This window comes from Thalassotalea sp. 1_MG-2023 (genome assembly GCF_030546745.1).
GTDB lineage: Bacteria > Pseudomonadota > Gammaproteobacteria > Enterobacterales > Alteromonadaceae > Thalassotalea_C.
Map to the genome: position 1 here is coordinate 51634 of NZ_JAUOPD010000008.1, position 18321 is coordinate 69954.

General features: G+C 39.2%; 20 protein-coding genes. 8 read left to right on the forward strand and 12 right to left on the reverse strand.

Features of this window, described 5'->3' with window-relative positions; translation table 11 throughout:
* Nucleotides 1-6 precede the first annotated feature (6 nt).
* Entirely contained in the window at nt 7-1059 is a 1053-nt protein-coding gene (locus tag Q4489_RS08405) for a sugar phosphate isomerase/epimerase (RefSeq protein ID WP_303479019.1), read from the reverse strand.
* 12 nt (nt 1060-1071) lie between these two features.
* Nucleotides 1072-2232 (reverse strand): Gfo/Idh/MocA family protein, encoded by a 1161-nt coding sequence (locus Q4489_RS08410; RefSeq protein ID WP_303479021.1) that lies wholly within the window; start codon nt 2230-2232, stop codon nt 1072-1074.
* Nucleotides 2233-2377: 145 nt separating this feature from the next.
* Here Q4489_RS08410 and Q4489_RS08415 point away from each other — a divergent pair, with 145 nt between their 5' ends.
* Nucleotides 2378-3103 (forward strand): AraC family transcriptional regulator, encoded by a 726-nt coding sequence (locus Q4489_RS08415; RefSeq protein ID WP_303479023.1) that lies wholly within the window; start codon nt 2378-2380, stop codon nt 3101-3103.
* Between the two features lie 40 nt (nt 3104-3143).
* Here Q4489_RS08415 and Q4489_RS08420 read toward each other — a convergent pair whose 3' ends face one another.
* Nucleotides 3144-3476 (reverse strand): hypothetical protein, encoded by a 333-nt coding sequence (locus tag Q4489_RS08420; protein WP_303479026.1) that lies wholly within the window; start codon nt 3474-3476, stop codon nt 3144-3146.
* 232 nt (nt 3477-3708) lie between these two features.
* The gene (locus Q4489_RS08425) at nt 3709-4029 is read right to left on the reverse strand and encodes a hypothetical protein (protein WP_303479028.1); all 321 of its coding nucleotides are present in this window, start codon (nt 4027-4029) and stop codon (nt 3709-3711) included.
* Nucleotides 4030-4386: 357 nt separating this feature from the next.
* Between Q4489_RS08425 and Q4489_RS08430 the strand changes: the two genes are divergently transcribed.
* The 3 genes from Q4489_RS08430 to Q4489_RS08440 are packed head-to-tail and all read left to right on the forward strand — an operon-like array spanning nt 4387 to nt 7755.
* A complete protein-coding gene (locus Q4489_RS08430; protein WP_303479031.1) occupies nt 4387-5820 on the forward strand; it encodes a HAMP domain-containing sensor histidine kinase in 1434 nt (477 codons plus the stop codon).
* Nucleotide 5821: 1 nt separating this feature from the next.
* Entirely contained in the window at nt 5822-6370 is a 549-nt protein-coding gene (locus Q4489_RS08435; protein WP_303479034.1) for a hypothetical protein, read from the forward strand.
* Nucleotides 6370-7755: a sigma 54-interacting transcriptional regulator gene (locus tag Q4489_RS08440; protein ID WP_286271426.1), complete on the forward strand. Its 1386-nt coding sequence runs from the start codon at nt 6370-6372 to the stop codon at nt 7753-7755. The genes Q4489_RS08435 and Q4489_RS08440 overlap by 1 nt, the downstream gene beginning before the upstream one ends.
* A gap of 36 nt (nt 7756-7791) precedes the next feature.
* On the opposite strand, the gene zapE is transcribed toward Q4489_RS08440, so the two are convergent.
* Nucleotides 7792-8907: a cell division protein ZapE gene (gene zapE / locus Q4489_RS08445; protein ID WP_303479038.1), complete on the reverse strand. Its 1116-nt coding sequence runs from the start codon at nt 8905-8907 to the stop codon at nt 7792-7794.
* A gap of 159 nt (nt 8908-9066) precedes the next feature.
* Here zapE and Q4489_RS08450 point away from each other — a divergent pair, with 159 nt between their 5' ends.
* The 3 genes from Q4489_RS08450 (at nt 9067) to Q4489_RS08460 (ending at nt 12216) form a co-directional block, all read left to right on the forward strand.
* Nucleotides 9067-9531: a DUF1043 family protein gene (locus Q4489_RS08450; protein ID WP_303479040.1), complete on the forward strand. Its 465-nt coding sequence runs from the start codon at nt 9067-9069 to the stop codon at nt 9529-9531.
* A gap of 125 nt (nt 9532-9656) precedes the next feature.
* The gene (locus Q4489_RS08455) at nt 9657-11012 is read left to right on the forward strand and encodes a DegQ family serine endoprotease (protein WP_074498633.1); all 1356 of its coding nucleotides are present in this window, start codon (nt 9657-9659) and stop codon (nt 11010-11012) included.
* A gap of 142 nt (nt 11013-11154) precedes the next feature.
* Nucleotides 11155-12216 (forward strand): trypsin-like peptidase domain-containing protein, encoded by a 1062-nt coding sequence (locus tag Q4489_RS08460; protein ID WP_303479043.1) that lies wholly within the window; start codon nt 11155-11157, stop codon nt 12214-12216.
* 71 nt (nt 12217-12287) lie between these two features.
* On the opposite strand, the gene murA is transcribed toward Q4489_RS08460, so the two are convergent.
* Genes murA through mlaF form a run of 7 tightly spaced genes read right to left on the reverse strand, consistent with a single transcriptional unit; the run spans nt 12288 to nt 16996 of the window.
* Nucleotides 12288-13550 (reverse strand): UDP-N-acetylglucosamine 1-carboxyvinyltransferase, encoded by a 1263-nt coding sequence (gene murA, locus Q4489_RS08465; RefSeq protein ID WP_303479046.1) that lies wholly within the window; start codon nt 13548-13550, stop codon nt 12288-12290.
* 21 nt (nt 13551-13571) lie between these two features.
* A complete protein-coding gene (locus Q4489_RS08470) occupies nt 13572-13829 on the reverse strand; it encodes a BolA family protein (protein ID WP_074498631.1) in 258 nt (85 codons plus the stop codon).
* A gap of 39 nt (nt 13830-13868) precedes the next feature.
* Nucleotides 13869-14165 (reverse strand): lipid asymmetry maintenance protein MlaB, encoded by a 297-nt coding sequence (locus Q4489_RS08475; protein WP_303479050.1) that lies wholly within the window; start codon nt 14163-14165, stop codon nt 13869-13871.
* Nucleotides 14166-14174: 9 nt separating this feature from the next.
* Nucleotides 14175-14879, reverse strand: a complete 705-nt coding sequence (locus tag Q4489_RS08480) for a phospholipid-binding protein MlaC (RefSeq protein WP_303479053.1) — start codon at nt 14877-14879, stop codon at nt 14175-14177.
* 14 nt (nt 14880-14893) lie between these two features.
* Nucleotides 14894-15364 (reverse strand): outer membrane lipid asymmetry maintenance protein MlaD, encoded by a 471-nt coding sequence (mlaD, locus tag Q4489_RS08485; protein ID WP_303479055.1) that lies wholly within the window; start codon nt 15362-15364, stop codon nt 14894-14896.
* A gap of 49 nt (nt 15365-15413) precedes the next feature.
* Nucleotides 15414-16190, reverse strand: coding sequence for a lipid asymmetry maintenance ABC transporter permease subunit MlaE (mlaE, locus tag Q4489_RS08490; protein WP_303479058.1), 777 nt, complete (start codon nt 16188-16190; stop codon nt 15414-15416).
* The gene (gene mlaF / locus Q4489_RS08495) at nt 16187-16996 is read right to left on the reverse strand and encodes a phospholipid ABC transporter ATP-binding protein MlaF (RefSeq protein ID WP_303479061.1); all 810 of its coding nucleotides are present in this window, start codon (nt 16994-16996) and stop codon (nt 16187-16189) included. The genes mlaE and mlaF overlap by 4 nt, the downstream gene beginning before the upstream one ends.
* Before the next feature lie 335 nt (nt 16997-17331).
* Between mlaF and Q4489_RS08500 the strand changes: the two genes are divergently transcribed.
* Nucleotides 17332-18315: a calcium/sodium antiporter gene (locus tag Q4489_RS08500; RefSeq protein WP_286271414.1), complete on the forward strand. Its 984-nt coding sequence runs from the start codon at nt 17332-17334 to the stop codon at nt 18313-18315.
* The last annotated feature ends 6 nt before the right edge of the window (nt 18316-18321 follow it).

The window sequence follows — 18321 nt, forward strand, 5'->3', positions numbered from 1 at the left end:
TCTTCCTTATAAACCTAAAATTTTTCTGTTTAATGTCTCATCTTGACCACTTGCAGCAAAGTCATCAAAGGCATGCTCAGGTGTTCGAATTAAATGTTTTTCGATAAACGGCGCACCTTCACGAGCACCATCTACTGGGTGCTTTAAACAACACTCCCATTCAAGCACTGCCCAACCATGGAAGCCATATTGAGTTAATTTACTGAAAATTTGTGCAAAGTCGATTTCACCATCACCTAATGAACGAAAACGTCCAGGGCGCTCTTGCCAGTTTTGATATCCGCCATATACACCGCTACGTCCATTAGGTCTAAATTCAGCATCTTTTACATGAAAAGCTTTTATTCGTTCATGGTAAATATCAATAAAGGCTAAATAATCTAATTGCTGTAATACAAAGTGACTAGGGTCATAAAGAATATTTGCCCTCGGATGATTGTTTGTTGCCGCAAGAAAGCGCTCAAAAGTTACGCCGTCGTGTAAATCTTCTCCTGGGTGTAACTCAAAGCAAAGATCAACGCCGGCCTCTTCATAGGCATCTAAAATCGGTAACCAGCGATTAGCAAGCTCTGCAAAACCGTCTTCTACAAGGCCTGCTGGTCGTTGTGGCCATGGATAAACTGTTTGCCATAACAACGCACCTGAAAACGTAGCATGTGCTGTTAAACCTAATCGTTGGCTCACTTTCGCCGCCATTGTGACTTGCTTTATTGCCCATTCAGTTCGAGCTTTAGGATCATGACGAACTTCTTCAACCGCAAAACTATCAAATTGCGCATCATAAGCAGGATGAACGGCGACTAACTGGCCTTGAAGATGTGTTGAAAGTTCACTAATTGTTAGTCCGGCCTGCTTTACAATCGCGTGAACTTCATTACAGTAATGTTCGCTTTCGTAGGCTTTTTCTAAATCAAATAAACGTTTATCCCAAGTAGGAATTTGCACCGCTTTGTAGCCTAAACTAGCCGCCCATTCACAAATGGTTTTTAAGTCGTTAAACGGCGCTTCATCACTACAGAACTGAGCTAAAAATATGCCTGGGCCTTTAATTTGTGTCATCACTTTTCCTCTCTATTCTGTCGCACACGATAATTGATGCCATTTCATGTCTGATTGACTCGCACGTACGGTATTTTCAATAAACGCCATTCCTCTTACGGCTTCGGTAATACCGGGAACATCATGAGTCTCGTTGCTAGCATCTTCGCCACGCTGAAACGCACGCACTTGACCAACAAAGTTTTGGTAAACATTGGCAAACGCTTCTAAGTAGCCTTCTGGGTGACCAGCAGGTGTTCTCATCGCATTAAGAGCTTGGTCACACATCTCCCCAACACCAGCTCTTAACATTTGAGTAGGTTGGTCAGCTGATTTTAGCCACAAGGTATTCGGCTCCATTTGCCACCATTCAAGACTTTTTTTATCACCGTATATGCGCAAACGTAAATTATTTTCTTCACCAATCGACACTTGGCTAGCAAGCAGCACCCCTTTTGCCCCGTTTGAAAAGCGCAATAAAACGGTACCGTCATCATCAAGTTGTCGGTCGGCAACCGTCGTTTCAAGATCTGCGCATAATTGTGTAATGGTTAACGCTGAAACATATTCAGCTAAATTTGCGGCATGTACGCCGATATCTCCCATACAACAGCTTATACCTGATTTTTTAGGGTCTAAACGCCAGCTGGCTTGTTTACTTGTTTCATCATCTTTTGATGCAAGCCAACCTTGGCTATATTCCACAACAATTTTGATGACATTGCCTAATTCACCTGATGCAACAAGATGTTTAGCTTGTTTAACCATCGGGTAGCCATTGTAAGTATGTGTTAATCCATACAAGGTATTATGTTGCTCAAGCAATGATTGAAGCGCTAATGCTTCTGCTAAATCGATGGTTGCCGGTTTATCTGATAACACATGAAATCCGTACTCTATCGCCATTTTTGCGACGGGAAAATGCAAATAATTAGGAGTAACAATTGCGACAAACTCCATGCGTTGTTCAGCTGGAAGCGCCGCCTCTTGTTCAAACATTTCTTGATAGCTTGCGTAGCATCGCTGTTGAGCAATATTTAAGTCAGCTCCTGATTGTTGACTACGTTCGGCATTACTACTAAACGCTCCACAAACAAGTTCAATGTTGCCATCTAGAAAAGCGGCCATACGATGTACAGCGCCAATAAAAGCGCCTTGACCACCACCAACCATGCCCATACGTATTTTATTCATTACTGGCCCAATTATTTAGAGGTTATCCATTTAATATAGGCTTACTGCACATAAAGTGTTATTAATAAATCGGTTTTTAATGCAACAAAATCGGCGAACGGCTATTATAATTTGCAGAATTTCAATTTTTAACTTTGGACTATAAATGAGCGTTGACAGAACATTACTTGAACAAATAGAAACCTTACAGCTGATAAAAATGTTTGATTTATTACCCGATACACTTTTTTGGATCAAAAATGAAAAACACCAATTTATCTATGCCAATAAAGCTTTTGTAGAACATCAACGGGTTAAATCTATTGAGCAGGTTGTTGGTAAAACCGATTACCACTTTGCGCCTGCGCATATCGCTAAACAATTTATTCGTGATGATGAGAAAATTCTGGCTGGCGAACGAGTCACTGAAAGATTAGAAATGAATATGAATGTAGGAGGCCATATTGCTTGGTATAGCACGACAAAGCGCCCATTGTATAATAATCAAGGCAAGATTATTGGGTCATACGGTATTACCAGACACTTAGAAAAACAAGCCATGGCATTAACCGGTTTAGAGGCAGTAAAAGTTCCGGTTGATTATATTAAAGAACATTTTGATCAGCCACTGACGATTGAAACATTAGCGCAGGTTGCCCATTTATCAGTAAGCGCGTTAGAGCGAAGGTTTAAAAAGTATTTAAAGAAAACACCCAAGCAATTTATTAATGATTTACGTTTAGAACAAGCACGAAGATTATTAGTAGAAACAACCACGCCAATTGCGGAAGTTGCAGAAAAGGCTGGATTTAGCGATCACAGCTATTTTAGCAAAAAGTTTAAACAATTATTTGGCGAGCTTCCCTCTCAATTTAGAGATAACTATCAATAAATCGCCATTCAATAACCACTTTATTTACTTTTCTTTTTTGTTACTTAACCAACTGAAATACATTCGCCACTGGTGATTGATATTGAGGAATATCAACTTTAGCACTTACCATAGATGATTGTTTAAATCGGTCGAAATTAGCATGTTTTACCGACAACTGAGAACAAAATTCTTTAAAGGTTGTAAAATCATCTCGGGTAAACACTTCATTTTCCCTGCTAAGTAAACCATCAAAGTAGGCATTGTCACCGTTAACGGTCAGTGAGGCTATAGCACTATAGGGATCACCGTAGTTGTCAACACGTAACGCTCTTACGGCTTTGACTTCAAAGATCCAATTATTTAGTTGAACATATCGCGGCATTGTTTTCATTATCGGGGGCCTTTTTACACACGAAAAAAAGCCGACTGAGAGTTGGGAAGACAGTCGACATAAACGGGGGAATCGTAAATACCAAAACAACTGGTATAAGGGCTACTGATATTGATTTACATCACTCAGTTTGGCCGTGACCAATAAGCCTTACTTTGATAAATCACGTTAACTTATCAGCAATGAAAGCAATAATCGGTAACCCCTAATTCCTTAGTTTTAAAGCTATTGTTTAGCTATTACCTTCATACTGCGCAAATTCACTTGCACTAATTGCTTGGTCGCTATTGGTGTCAATATCATCAAATGATGCTAACAAACCAGTATCTAATACATTTTCTAGCTCTTTTTTACTTAATAAACCATTGCTATCATCATCATAGTTCTTTAATAGCTGGTCAAAGGTCATTTGTTTATCAGTAGTAAGGTTTGCAACTTTTTCACCCTTATCAATGCTAGGAGCTGTTGGTTTTTCATTAGCGTTAACTAGAAAAGCACCTGTGGTACAAAATGCTACAACTGCACATACCTTTTTTAAACTAACTGGTTTCATAATAAATTTTCCTTTTTGCTTTTGTTAATTAAAGAGTGTTGGGAATGTTCAGACTCACTAAAGCAGTAAGCGCGCCAACTTTACAAGGCATTGTTTTTATTTAATTTATAAAAATAAAGCTGACAATAAACGTTAAGAACTGTTGCCATTTGGCGACAGTATTGAAGGCTAAAAAATTTAATCGCTGGGATAAAGCAGTTCGAGAGTTATTTTTTATTTTAAGATCAGTGTGTTAAATATAATTTTTATTAATAAATTAACTGTCGCCAATTAAAGACAGTGTTGTATTCCCCGCTTAATACCGTAAAAATACGTACTATTCATACTCTTTACTTGTTAATGGTTAGGCGACTTCATTTGAACTTAACACTCCGCAATATTTCGATTAAACATTTAACCATTTTTGGTTTTACCTCAGTGATTTTACCCTTGGTATTAACCTTACTTTATGGCAGTCAAAAACTGCACCAACTAGCCGAACAAAGTGCCTCTAGTATTTCAAGTGTTGCTGCAACAGTTGCAAATGACCGACAATTAAGTGCTTCATTAAATTTATTACAACGTACTGCCAGCCAATATATTGTATTAGAAGAGAAAGAATTACTTGATCGTGTTTATCGCCAGCAGCAACAAGTAAACAGAGTACTCAAACAGTATGAGCAACAAGCCTCTTCACGGGCAATTAACAGGCTATGCCAATCATTGCGACAAGAAGTAAATAAAACCATGTTGCAAATAACCGCGTTAGAAAGACCCACCTTAGACGATTTGCAACAATACTTTAAATCCATGAATAACCTCAGTGCTCAATTAGGAAATGAAAGTGAAGCGCTTATTCAGTTCCAAGTAAGCCGAGTACAATCAAGTGCAAATACAACTCAAAAGGTATTATTAAATAGCGTTTTTATTATTCCCGTTACCATCATCATCGCTATTTTATTTTCGTTAATGATTTTAAAACCATTACAATCTTTACAGCGTAAAATTCAGCGTTTAGAAACGGGCAAGTTTGATGATGAAATTCTTTTTTCTGGCGCAACTGAGGTTCAAAATATTGCTAAAGCCCTGGAAAGAATGCGCCAAAGGTTGCACACCTTAGAGCAACAAAAATCTAGCTTTATTCGTCATATATCCCATGAATTAAAAACGCCACTTGCTGCAATACGTGAAGGTACAGAATTGCTCTATGACAACAGTTTAGGACAACTCAATGAAGGTCAATATGAAGTCACAGAAATTATGCGCAGTAACGTAAATCGATTACAAATGTTAATTGAAGGGCTCTTAGATTTTAATATTGTACTTGATTCAACGAGTTTACTTTCTGCTGCACCTGTTGATATTTCACTTTTAATTGATGAATGCCTCGCCGCACGAAAGCTTGAACTAAATGGAAAAAATATTGAAACCGTACTAAATATAGACAAAATTACCTTAACAACAAATAGTAAACAGTTATCAGTCATTTTTGATAATGTATTATCAAATGCAATTAAATATTCACCCAATAACGGTAAAATTTTTATTGATGTTTTTGAAGATGAACAGCAACTTATTTGTACTATAGCTGACCAAGGGCCTGGCATTACTTCTCCTGCTATCGAAAAAGTATTTGATGCATTCTACCAAGGGCCAGCACCAGAAAATGCACCGATCAAAAGCAGTGGCTTAGGGTTAACTATTGTAAAAGAATTATTAAAACGCTTAAATGGAACTATCGTGTTGAAAAACCATTCAAACAAACGTGGTTTAATTGCCATGATCAAACTTAACTTAACGGATAACCAATAACATGAACATGGAGAGCTTCCGCACCTTCGTTGCACCTAAGCAATATCAACTGAATAGTTATCTATTAATTTTTATATTAATGTGTGCGTTCAGCGGCTGTAAATTAACCTCAGACAAGGCAGTTACACCGACCATTAGTGAATATTATTTATGGTTAAAGTCATTGCCCGTTGAAGCATTATCCGATGAGTTTACGCGCGTAAATAATAATACTAGCACAACGCAATCACCACATAAAAACCATGCACAACTCGCTTTATTGTATGCCATACCGAAAGCTAATCAACACAATCCATACACAGCAAAAACCATTTTAAATCAATTAAATAAAAGTCATCTCTCAGCGTTTGACTTAGCATTTATTGAATTATTATCAGAACAATTAAATCAGCAGATTATTGCATTAAATAAAAATGTGCTAAGTACTAAGGCACTAGAAAATATGCAAAAAGAAAACAATGACCTTGAAGAACAAGTCAATAAGTTAACGACACAAATTAATCAATTAAAAAGCATCGAAAGAGACATTCAACCACAAGAGCTAAATTAATGAGCAGTAACACCGAACAACAAGAAAAATTAAACGTATTAGTGGTTGATGATGACCCAAGTTTGTTGCGTCTAATTAGTATTCGATTAAGTGCCGCAGGTTATCATGTGCATGCTGCAGATAACGGAAAAAAAGCACTCAATATTGTGGATAGCCACCCAATTCAGTTAGTGATCAGTGATTTACGTATGGAAGGTATGGACGGTATGGCATTATTTGAAAAAATACGTGCGGTTCAACCAAGCCTTCCTGTGATTATAATGACGGCTCACGGCACTATTCCTGATGCGATACATGCTACAAAACAAGGGGTGTTTAGCTTTTTAACTAAACCCTTTGAAAGCCAAGAACTGCTTGAAACAGCTAAGCAAGCACTTCATTTGCAACCACATGCCGATACCTTTACACAAGACGATAAATCGCAAATATGGCGACAAAAAATTATCAGTCGTAGTGCGGTAATGGCAGCTTTACTGCAACAGGCAAAACAGGTTGCACAAAGCGATTTTAGCGTATTAATACACAGTGAAAGTGGAACCGGTAAAGAATTGCTTGCACAAGCCATTCACTTAGCAAGTGATCGTAAAGACAATACGTTCACCGCGATAAACTGTGCAGCTATTCCCGAACAATTATTAGAATCTGAGTTATTTGGCCACAAAAAAGGTGCCTTTACTGGCGCAGAACAAAACCATGTTGGCTTGTTTGAAGCATCTGATGGCGGCACGTTATTTTTGGATGAAGTTGGTGACATGCCAATGAATTTTCAAGTTAAGTTACTGAGGGCGCTACAAGAAAGAGAAATTCGCCCAGTTGGCAGTACTAGCTCAGTTAGTGTAGATGTGCGCATTATTGCCGCAACACATCAAAACCTACAGCAAGCAATTGCAAATAATGACTTTCGGGAAGATTTATATTATCGACTAAATGTTGTTGAACTTGCCTTACCACCATTATCTGAACGAAGAGAAGACATCCCTTTACTTGCCAATCATTTTCTTAATAAAAGTAAGACCAGTACTAAACGAGAGATTAATGGCTTTACCAAAGAAGCAATAGAGGTACTTATTAGCGCTCCTTGGCCAGGTAACATCAGACAGTTACAAAATGTCATTGAACACAGCGTCGCACTCGCCACTGAGCCATTAATTAGTGATACGCTTATTCGTAACGCATTAAGAGATCGCACCTCACAATTACCCTCGTTTCAAGAAGCACGAGAGCATTTTGAGCGTGATTACTTATCAAAACTGCTGAAAATTACCGCTGGTAACGTTTCACAAGCGGCTCGTATTGCTCAACGTAATCGAACAGAATTTTATAAGCTACTCAAAAAGCATCAGCTAGACGCTGAACAATTTCGAGAGGATGTCGCCTCTGAATAAAGAGGCTATTAAAATTTAGCTGAACTTGAAAAAACCTTAAGGAATGTGTTCAGACGCTAAATAATCGTGTGATTGCATTTCTTGTAGTCTGCTTAAGCAGCGTTTAAATTCAAACGTTAACCTTCCATGACTGTATAAATTTTCCATTGCTACTTCAGCAGACATGATTAATTTTACTTTTCGTTCATAAAATTCGTCGACCAATGCGATAAAGCGCCTTGCGGCATCATCACTATCTGCACTCATCTGCTTAACATTAGCAAGTAGTACCGAATGGTACACTTTACTTATTTCCATGTAGTCACTTTGACTTCGAGCGGATTCACAAAGCACAGAAAAATCAAAATGTACGACGCCATCTGACGCTTCAATTGCATGTAATTGACGGTTATTGATATCGATAACGGTATTTGAACGCCCTTCTTCAACCGACAATTGGGTAAAATAATGATGAAGGTTCTCCGTCGCTTTTTTATCAAGCGGATGATGATAAATTTCAGCTTGTTCTAACGTGCGCAAACGATAATCGATACCACTATCAACATTAACAACGTCACAATGCTGATTAATCAAAGCTATTGCAGGCAAAAAGCGAGCTCGCTGCAAACCATTACGATATAACTCATCAGGTATGATATTCGAGGTTGCCACCAAGGTAACATTATGAGCGAACAACTCTTCAAATAACGTGCCTAAGATCATCGCATCGGTAATATCAGATACAAAAAATTCATCAAAACAAATAATACAGGTTTCATCAGCAAAGCGTTTCGCAATAATCTTTAGTGGATCAGCTTGCCCTGATAACGTTTTTAATTCTTCATGAACACGATGCATAAAACGATGAAAGTGTACGCGCATTTTATTCTTAAACGGTAAGCAATCATAAAACGTATCGACCAAATAGGTTTTTCCACGACCAACACCACCCCAAAAATAAAGACCTTTTGCCCGAGTAGGAGTGGACTTTTCAATAACACGCTTCCACCTATTTAACACTTTTTTGAAACCTTTAACGGGTAAAGGCTTGTTTTGTAGGTCTTCAAATAAGCGTTGTAGGTGTTTTACCGCATTTTCTTGTGCTTGATCATATTGAAAGTCGTCTCTTTCGAGATCTTGTTTATACTTGTCTATAGGAGATAAATGTATCATGTAACGTTACGTGTTATTGATTGTTAACCAATGCTTGAAAAAAATAATTTAGCATACATATTAACTTTCAAATAATTTGGCTTTGTGTGTTAATCTCTATTTTCGCCAATTTTTTCCGTTATTACAATTTGTACGGCTTGTTAAATAAGGTTTTTAATTATGAATATTGTTGTGGGTATCATTATTTTTATCGTCGGCGCTATTGCAGGCATGCTTGCCAATAAATTTATGTCGGCTTCAAACAAAGAGAGTAAAAATCTCGCTGAGAAAGCAAGCGAAGCAGAAGCATCATTAGCACAATATAAACTCGATGTAGCAGAACACTTAGATGACTCTAAGAAGCTGCTTGAACAGATGAATAGTACTTGTCAAACGGCAATGCAACAAATGGAGCAAAGTACTAAGCTACTTCAACAAGCCACAACCGCTGAAGAAATTGTGATGCCATTTTTCGCCAAAGAAACTCAAGAACAACTCGCGCAAACAGTGGAATTAAGACACGATCGTAAGGAGCGTGAAAAACAAGAAACTGTCACCGAAGCACCACTCGATTATTCTGGTACAGCAAGCGGTCTTTTTGCCGATCAGACACAAGCTGTTACAAATAGCGACATTGAAAAGTAGGAACTTGCAGTTAAATCCTTAGTCAGTAGTCATACCACTTTGTATAACGCAATGAACATAAAAGTATACAACGTGCTCTAATTTAACGTATTAATATCAGTATGAAAGTAGGAGAGATCTCTGTTATGAAAAAAATATCTGTGCTGTTGAGTAGTATTTTACTTTCAGGTGGCGTTGCCATGGCAAGCCTACCCGCACACGCAAACTTACCATTATCCGTTGCAGGGCAACAAATACCGAGTTTAGCCCCTATGCTCGAAAATGTTACCCCTGCGGTAGTACTCATTTCGGTAAGAGGCACACAAGAAATCAAACAACGTGTACCTGATGCTTTTAGATTTTTCTTTGGAAACCCTCGACAAACCCCATCAAGAGAGCGACCTTTCCAAGGGCTAGGCTCTGGCGTGATTATCGATGCTGAAAAAGGCTATATTGTTACCAATTATCATGTGGTCAAAGAAGCTGACGAAATTCAAATCACCCTAAAGGATGGTCGTCAAATTGAAGCAACAAAGATGGGGTCTGATGAAAACAGCGATATCGCATTGTTACAAGTAGATACCGAAGATCTAACCGCGGTAAACATCGCTGACTCAGACAAATTACGAGTGGGTGATTTTGCCGTCGCTATTGGTAGCCCGTTCGGCCTAGGCCAAACAGTTACATCAGGTATTATTAGTGCGTTAGGCAGAAGTGGTTTAAATGCTGATAACTTTGAAGACTTTATTCAAACAGATGCCGCCATTAACAGCGGCAACTCAGGTGGTGCCTTAATCAATCTTCGTGGTGAATTAATTGGTATTAATACCGCGATTATTGGCCCTAACGGCGGTAATGTCGGCATTGGTTTTGCCATTCCAAGTAATATGGTAAAAAGTTTAGTCACACAGATTATTGAATTTGGTGAAGTTCGCAGAGGCGTTCTCGGCGTTGCCGGTAGAAGTGTTACCGGTGAATTTGCTAAGGCAATGGAGCTTGAAGAAGCTCAAGGTGCCTTTGTTGAACAAGTCACTATCGATTCAGCCGCAGATGAAGCAGGTATTGAAGCGGGTGATGTGATCACAAAAGTTAATGGCAAAAAAATACGCTCATTTTCAGAATTACGCGGTAAAATTGGTGCTATTGGTGCAGGCAGTGAAGTTAAACTGACTGTCATTAAAAGCAATGGCAAAGAAAAAACCTATTCCGTTGTGCTGAAAAAAGCTGACAGCCCTAATGTAGAACCCGCGTCAATTCATCGTATGCTTGAAGGTGCTGAGCTTGAAAATCATGACCAAGCTAAAGGTGTATTGGTTTCAGACATTGAAGAAGATTCTCCTGCAAATATGATAGGTTTGCGCAAAGGCGATATTATTCGCGGTGTAAACCGCAGCCGTGTCAGTAACATTGGCGAACTTCGTGAATTACTTAAAGAAGGTGATGGTATCTCGCTCTTGCATATCATTCGAGGTAATTCAAACCTGTATATCCGTATACGTTAACCTTCTACCGATGAAGTGATACACCTGTTGCTAACATTTTATTCTAGCAACATCATACACAGGAAACGGCTCAATGATTGAGCCGTTTTTTATTGTTAACACATGTGTTAATCTTCTAAAAAAATAACCGTAAATTACGCCCTTGAAAATCATAGACTCAATAAAATACGTACTTAACGCTGTTAGCTATGGCGTTATTTTTGCTGTCGTCCTTTTAGTTATATACCCAGATTTAAGTGGTGAAGGTGACAACTGGTGGAGCTTTTTCCGTCCGCAAAAAACTTCGCCTGCTCCGCTTTCCTATGCAACGGCGGTTCAACGTGCTGGCCCTGCAGTTGTTAACTTGTATTCTGAAGAAATTCAAAACAGTGTTAATTATTTGCAGGCCCCACGTAGCGTAACGCGATTAGGCTCCGGCGTAATAATGGATCCTAATGGTTATATGCTGACCAATTATCATGTGGTGCAAAATGCCGCTCAAATTCGTGTTGATTTACAAAATGGTCAGAGGTTCCCAGCAACCATTATTGGCTATGACGTGTACACCGATTTAGCCGTATTAAAAATTGAGGCAAATAACCTACCGGTGATCCCACAAAACCTCGAGCTTGAAGCATCGGCTGGTGATGTTGTTCTCGCAATAGGGAATCCATTAAACTTGGGACAAACCATCACGCAAGGTATTATTAGTGCTACTGGCCGTACAGGCCTAAGCAATACAAACCATACTCAATTTTTACAAATGGATGCTGCAATCAACGAAGGTAATTCCGGTGGAGCGTTGGTAAACACCAATGGCGCGCTGGTAGGCATTAATTCGCGCTTATTTAGAGAAATAAATCCGCAACTTGATATTCAAGGTATTTTCTTTGCGATCCCCTACCAACTGGCTTACAAAGTGATGCAACAAATTATTGATAATGGTCGAGTCATTCGAGGTTGGTTAGGTATAGACACACAAGTATTTAGTCAAAACCCTCGCGGCTTTCTTATCAGTGGTATTGTTAAAAATAGCCCTGCCGACATTGCCAAACTTCGCGCAGGCGATATTGTCACTCAAATTGGCGACACACCGATTACTTCTACTATACAAGCACTTGATTTAGTTGCAGAAACAAGACCAGGCACTGAACTAATTTTTATTGTATATCGCGGTGAGCAACAATTAAAAATACCCGTCACTATTTTAGAAAGTGAACAGTAAAGCTTATTACGTGGTTAGAATTTTATAGATTGGGGAAACCACCTAAATTACTAGGTGGTTTTGATATGCTGTTAAGCGCCTTGAACACGTGTGATATCAGCGCCTAATGCTTGTAATTTATCTTCAATTTTCTGATATCCGCGATCGATATGATAAATTCGATCAACCTGAGTTTCTGTTGTTGCCACGAGACCTGCAATTACTAAACTTGCAGAAGCTCTTAAGTCTGTCGCCATCACCTGAGCTCCTGTTAACGTGTTAACCCCTTTAGCAATAGCGGTATTACCTTCTAAGGCGATATCGGCTCCCATACGCTGTAGTTCAGGTACATGCATAAAACGGTTTTCAAAAATAGTTTCAATCGTCGTTGAGGTTCCCTCAGCAATCGCATTTAAAGCAACAAACTGTGCTTGCATATCCGTTGGAAACGCTGGGTGTGGTGCCGTACGAATATTGACCGCTTTAGGCCTTTCATTCATTGCTAAACAAATCCAATCGTCACCTGTTGTTACCGTTGCACCAGCTTCTTGTAACTTACTGATCACAGCATCGAGTGCACTAGGATCGGTATTAGTACAGGTCACCTTTCCTTGAGTCACAGCAGCTGCTACTAAGAATGTGCCTGTTTCGATACGATCTGGCATTACCCGATACTGTTCTCCAGCTAATCGAGCTACACCTTCAATGGTCAGCGTGTCACTGCCCGCACCGGAAACATTTGCCCCCATCGCATTTAAACAATTTGCTAAATCAACAATTTCAGGTTCGCGGGCAGCATTTTCGATGATAGTTTTACCCTCTGCTAATGCAGCTGCCATCATTAAATTCTCTGTACCTGTAACACTCACTGTGTCCATGAATATTGTGGCACCTTTTAAACGGCCTTGATTTTTCGCAATGATATAACCGTTTTCCACGTCAATTTCCGCCCCCATCAACTTCAACCCTTGAATGTGTAAGTTGACAGGGCGAGCACCAATAGCACATCCGCCGGGTAAAGAGACTTCGGCATGACCAAAGCGCGCTAACAACGGTCCAAGTACTAGAATGGATGCGCGCATTGTTTTAACCAGTTCATACGACGCTTTATAATTATGTATTTTAGATGCATCAATGGATACTTGATCTTCTGCTACCCACTGAATAACAGCGCCTAAATCACTCAACAACTTTAACGTCGTGTTAATGTCATTTAACTCAGGAACATTACTGATAGTGATCGGGCGTTCAGATAATAAACAAGCCATCAAAATAGGTAGTGCTGCGTTTTTAGCACCAGAAATAGCTACTTCGCCATTAAGCGGATTACCGCCATTGATTTTAAATGCGTCCAAGGTATTCTTCTTAATTACTGATTACAGGGGTAAGTTAAACATTTTTTCACGTTGCCAGTCAGACGTTGTGAAGGTTTTTACTGTTACCGCGTGAATAGAGCCATCTTTAATAGCTTGTGATAAAGGAGCAAAGATCAACTGTTGACGTTTCACTCGTGATAACTCTCCGATAAAATCAGCGACAGCGATTACGGTACATTGTGAGCCATCAAACTTTACGTGTAATTCGTCAAGCTCAACAGCGTCATTAATTAGTTTTTCAATTTCAGAAACTTCCACAAGGGTCTCCCATTAACAAAGTTACTGGGATTATAGGGCTTATTGTACTGGCAAGAAAGCCGAGACCGCACTTAATTTTGCTAATTTCACCAAGTCGTCAGGTAAATCAACAAGTTTAAGGGGTAAATCTGCTTTTTGAGCATTTTCAACCATCAATAATAACCATGCTAGCCCTGCGGTATCTACCACATTAACTTGTGATAAGTTAATGTGGGTAATGTTATTTGAAAGGTCGCGGCTAGATTGTCGCTCTACACTAGCGGTAATAAATTCACGCGTTAAATTGCCTTTAACCACCAATTGATGTGCTTCTGGCAATATCTCTAATGTTTTCACGTAGCGTCCCTATTTAAAAACAATATCTTTTTCGGCTTTTTCTTTTAACAATTCCGTTACGTGTGGTAACCCTTTTTGGCGGATCAAGCTACCAAGTTCAGCTTCTTTACTATCAAGCAAACTGATCCCCTCTGCCACCATATCATAGGCTTTCCATTCGTCAGAATCTCTGCTTTTTCGCGTGGAAAATGAAATATCGATAGGTTCTCTACCTGGCTCTATCACTAACGTTTTGACAAATGCGATACGACCAGAGTTTGATAACCTAGCCTGTTCAAAGGTGACTTTTTGGTTGTTATAAAGCGTAAACACTTGTGCATAAGAAGTGATTAAATAATTGAGAAAAACAGGTACGAATTCATCACGCTCTGCTGCTGTCGTATTCTTAAAATTCTTAGCGCCTATCACTTTAAAAGCAGCATAACGATAATCGATGTACGGTACTAACTCTTCACGCACAATTTGTTTTAATAAGTTTGGGTTTTTACGTATTTCCGTTTGTTCTCTGGCAAAGCGTTTAAATGTGATATCAGCAACAGCTTTAATCATATCAAACGGATCTGCAGTATTAATGGTGGCAGAGCCGCTACCTTCATTTACATAAAAAGGCGTCTGAGATGTTGATAACGCATCATTATCGCCTGCTGCAAAAGCACTACTTGATGCCAAATATGCTGTAAGTAAAATTGCTGTGTGTTTAGATAACATTTTCATCTTTTCCCCAATCATTAATCACCATTCCCTTGGCCGAATAAAAACTGCCCTATCAATTCTTCTAATACTAAAGCGGGTTTAGTATCTTCTATGTAATCACCTTCTCTTAGTGTACCAACCGACTCATCAATAAAGCCAGGTAGCAAACCGATATACTGTTCGCCTAACAAGCCAGCGGTTAAAATAGACACTGATGTTGCTTCTGAAAAGTTTTTAAATCTTGTATCGATTTCCAGCGTAACTAAAGGTGTGTAATCGTCAGAATCTAAGCTTATTTCACTCACTCTACCAACAACAACACCACCCACCTTTATAGGTGAGCGTACTTTTAAACCACCAATATTATCAAATTTGGCGTAAAGCTTGTACGTTTCTCCGCCACCTGAAATACCGCTATCGGCAACTTTTAACGCTAGCATTAACAATGCAGCAATACCGATTACCGCAAATAGCCCAACAAAAACTTCTATTTTTTTTGACACCATGTCATCCACCCATTGAACACAAACACCGCTTAACCAAACCTGAACACATTTATTTGGTAAACATTAATGCGGTTAAAATAAAATCTAAACCTAAAACCAGTAAAGAAGACTGCACAACCGTAGCTGTAGTTGCTCTACTAATACCTTCTGAAGTTGGCACACAATCATAACCTTTATAAACGGCTATCCATGTCACAACAAAAGCGAAAACAATGCTTTTGATCACACCATTTAAAATATCTTTTTCAAATGAAACTTGCGCTTGCATTACTGACCAAAATGTACCGCTATCAACACCTAACCAATCAACACCGACTAAGTGTGCCCCTAAAATACCAACAGCAGAAAAAATTGCCGCTAATAAGGGGAGTGAAATAAAGCCAGCCCAAAAGCGTGGTGCTATAACTCTACGTAACGGATCAACCGCCATCATTTCTAAACTTGATAATTGTTCGGTTGCTTTCATTAAGCCAATTTCTGCCGTTAGTGCGGAACCTGCTCGTCCCGCAAAAAGTAACGCGGCAACTACAGGTCCAAGTTCTCGTAATAACGATAACGCTACCATAGGCCCTAAACTCGCCTCAGCACCATAGCCAACAAGTATAGTATACCCTTGTAGCGCTAACACCATGCCAATAAAGGTGCCAGATACCACAATGATAATTAGCGACAACACACCAACAGCATAAAGCTGTTGCACTAACAGAGGAAAGCCACGTTTTACATCAGGAACATGTGCTAGCGCAGAGGTTAGCATGATTATTGCTCTGCCAAGGGCGCTAACTCGACCAATAACCTTACGGCCTATTGTTTGCAACCAATTCATTTAACGCTCCCTTTACCTAATAGCTCTTCTTGATATGCTGCTGCTTTATAGTGGAAAGGAACTGGTCCATCGGCTTCTCCATTGACAAATTGCTGCACTAGCGGAGACGTTTGCTGACGAATTTCATCCGGCGTGCCATGGCCTATGACTTTTTGCTCAGCAATAATATAAATATAATCAGCGATGCTCATCACCTCGGGTACATCATGAGAAACTACAACAGATGTTAGTCCTAACGCATCATTCAACGATTTTATCAATCGAACGATAACGCCCATCGATATAGGATCTTGACCAGCAAAAGGTTCGTCAAAAAGGATAAGTTCAGGATCAAGCGCTATCGCACGAGCAAGTGCAGCTCTACGTGCCATACCACCAGATAATTCATTAGGTTTTAGGTCTCGAGCGCCTCGTAAACCAACAGCTTCGAGCTTCATTAACACCATTTTTTCAATAAGGCGCTCAGATAATTTGCTATGCTCTCGCATTGGAAAGGCAACATTGTCATAAACCGACATATCGGTAAATAGTGCACCACTTTGAAACAACATGCTCATGCGTTTTCGTACTTGATATAACTCATGACGAGAAAGCGTAGGAATATCATTACCATCAAACAGTATCTGTCCAGATTCAGGACGCAACTGTCCACCAATAAGGCGTAGAAGTGTCGTTTTTCCGATACCACTCGGCCCCATGATTGCGGTAACTTTACCTTTCGGTATTTGTAAGTTTATTTCATCATATATGATTCTTTCTTCCCGTTTGAAAGTCATATTTTTGATGTCGACCAACATATCTGACATGGTTTATTATACTGTTTAATTTTCCATCTTTTAAGTAGTGCTAATTCTACCTGACTGCAACAAATACTTCATCCAAATTTCATCATTTAATATGTCTAAATTACGTGAGAAAACGTGTACAAACGTAAGAAAGTGTAAGATGTGGTCATTATTTGCACACACGGTAGCCAATCAAAATAAAGTTGCGATAAAATTTGGTGCTCTAAAGTAGCTGTTTTGGTCAATATTTGTAAAAAAATCACGATCATTTAGCTTTTTTATCAATCTTCGTGCAATAACGCTTTTTTTTTCTCTTACAACGGGCGACAATTTACCCCTTAATATTGGAGTGATGAATGTTATTACAGATTTTTATATTATTAGTTTCTTTAATCGCCTTAGTTTGGAGTGCCGATAAATTTGTGTTAGGGGCCTCTTCCCTTGCCCGCAATATCGGCATCTCACCCATGATTATTGGTCTAACAATAGTAGCTATGGGGTCATCTGCACCAGAAATGATGATTGCAGGTACTGCCTCTTTGCAAGGAAACCCTGATACTGCAATCGGTAATGCTATAGGCTCTAACATCACGAATATCGCATTGGTGTTAGGTATCACCGCAGTTTTACACCCGCTTTCTGTTTCTTCAAGTACGATAAAACGGGAAATTCCCCTAGTACTTGCGATAACGGGTATCGCTTATTGGTTTGTTTCTGACAGTTATTTTAGTTTCGTTGAAGGGCTTATTTTAATTGTAGGTTTTGTGGCATATATTCTTACTTTACTGATTATTACCTTGCGTCGTTCTAAAACACACCCGCTTGATGATGCAATGGTATTAGAAGCTGAACAAGAAGTACCGGATGCTCTGCCAACGCCTACATCACTGTTTTGGCTAACCGTAGGTATTATTATATTGCCATTAAGTGCCACATATTTAGTTGATGCGTCTGTTTTCATTGCAAAGGCATTTGGTATTAGTGATTTGGTTATCGGCCTAACGGTTATTGCGATTGGCACAAGCTTACCCGAGTTAGCCGCAAGTATTATGAGTATCGTCAAAAAAGAAGATGACTTAGCCTTAGGCAATATTATTGGTTCAAATATTTTTAATATTTTAGCCGTGCTTTCTCTTGCTGGTTTAATTGCTCCAGGTAGCATTGATCCAGAAGCATCATACCGTGATGCACCATATATGCTCGGTGTTACATTTTTATTATTTTTCTTATGTTTCACACGACGTTTAGGTAATTTTAAAATCACCAGATTAAACGGTGTTATGTTGCTAGTTTCCTTTGTAGCTTATCAATTGTTATTGTTTAGCCAGTTAAAGCATTAGAGCTCA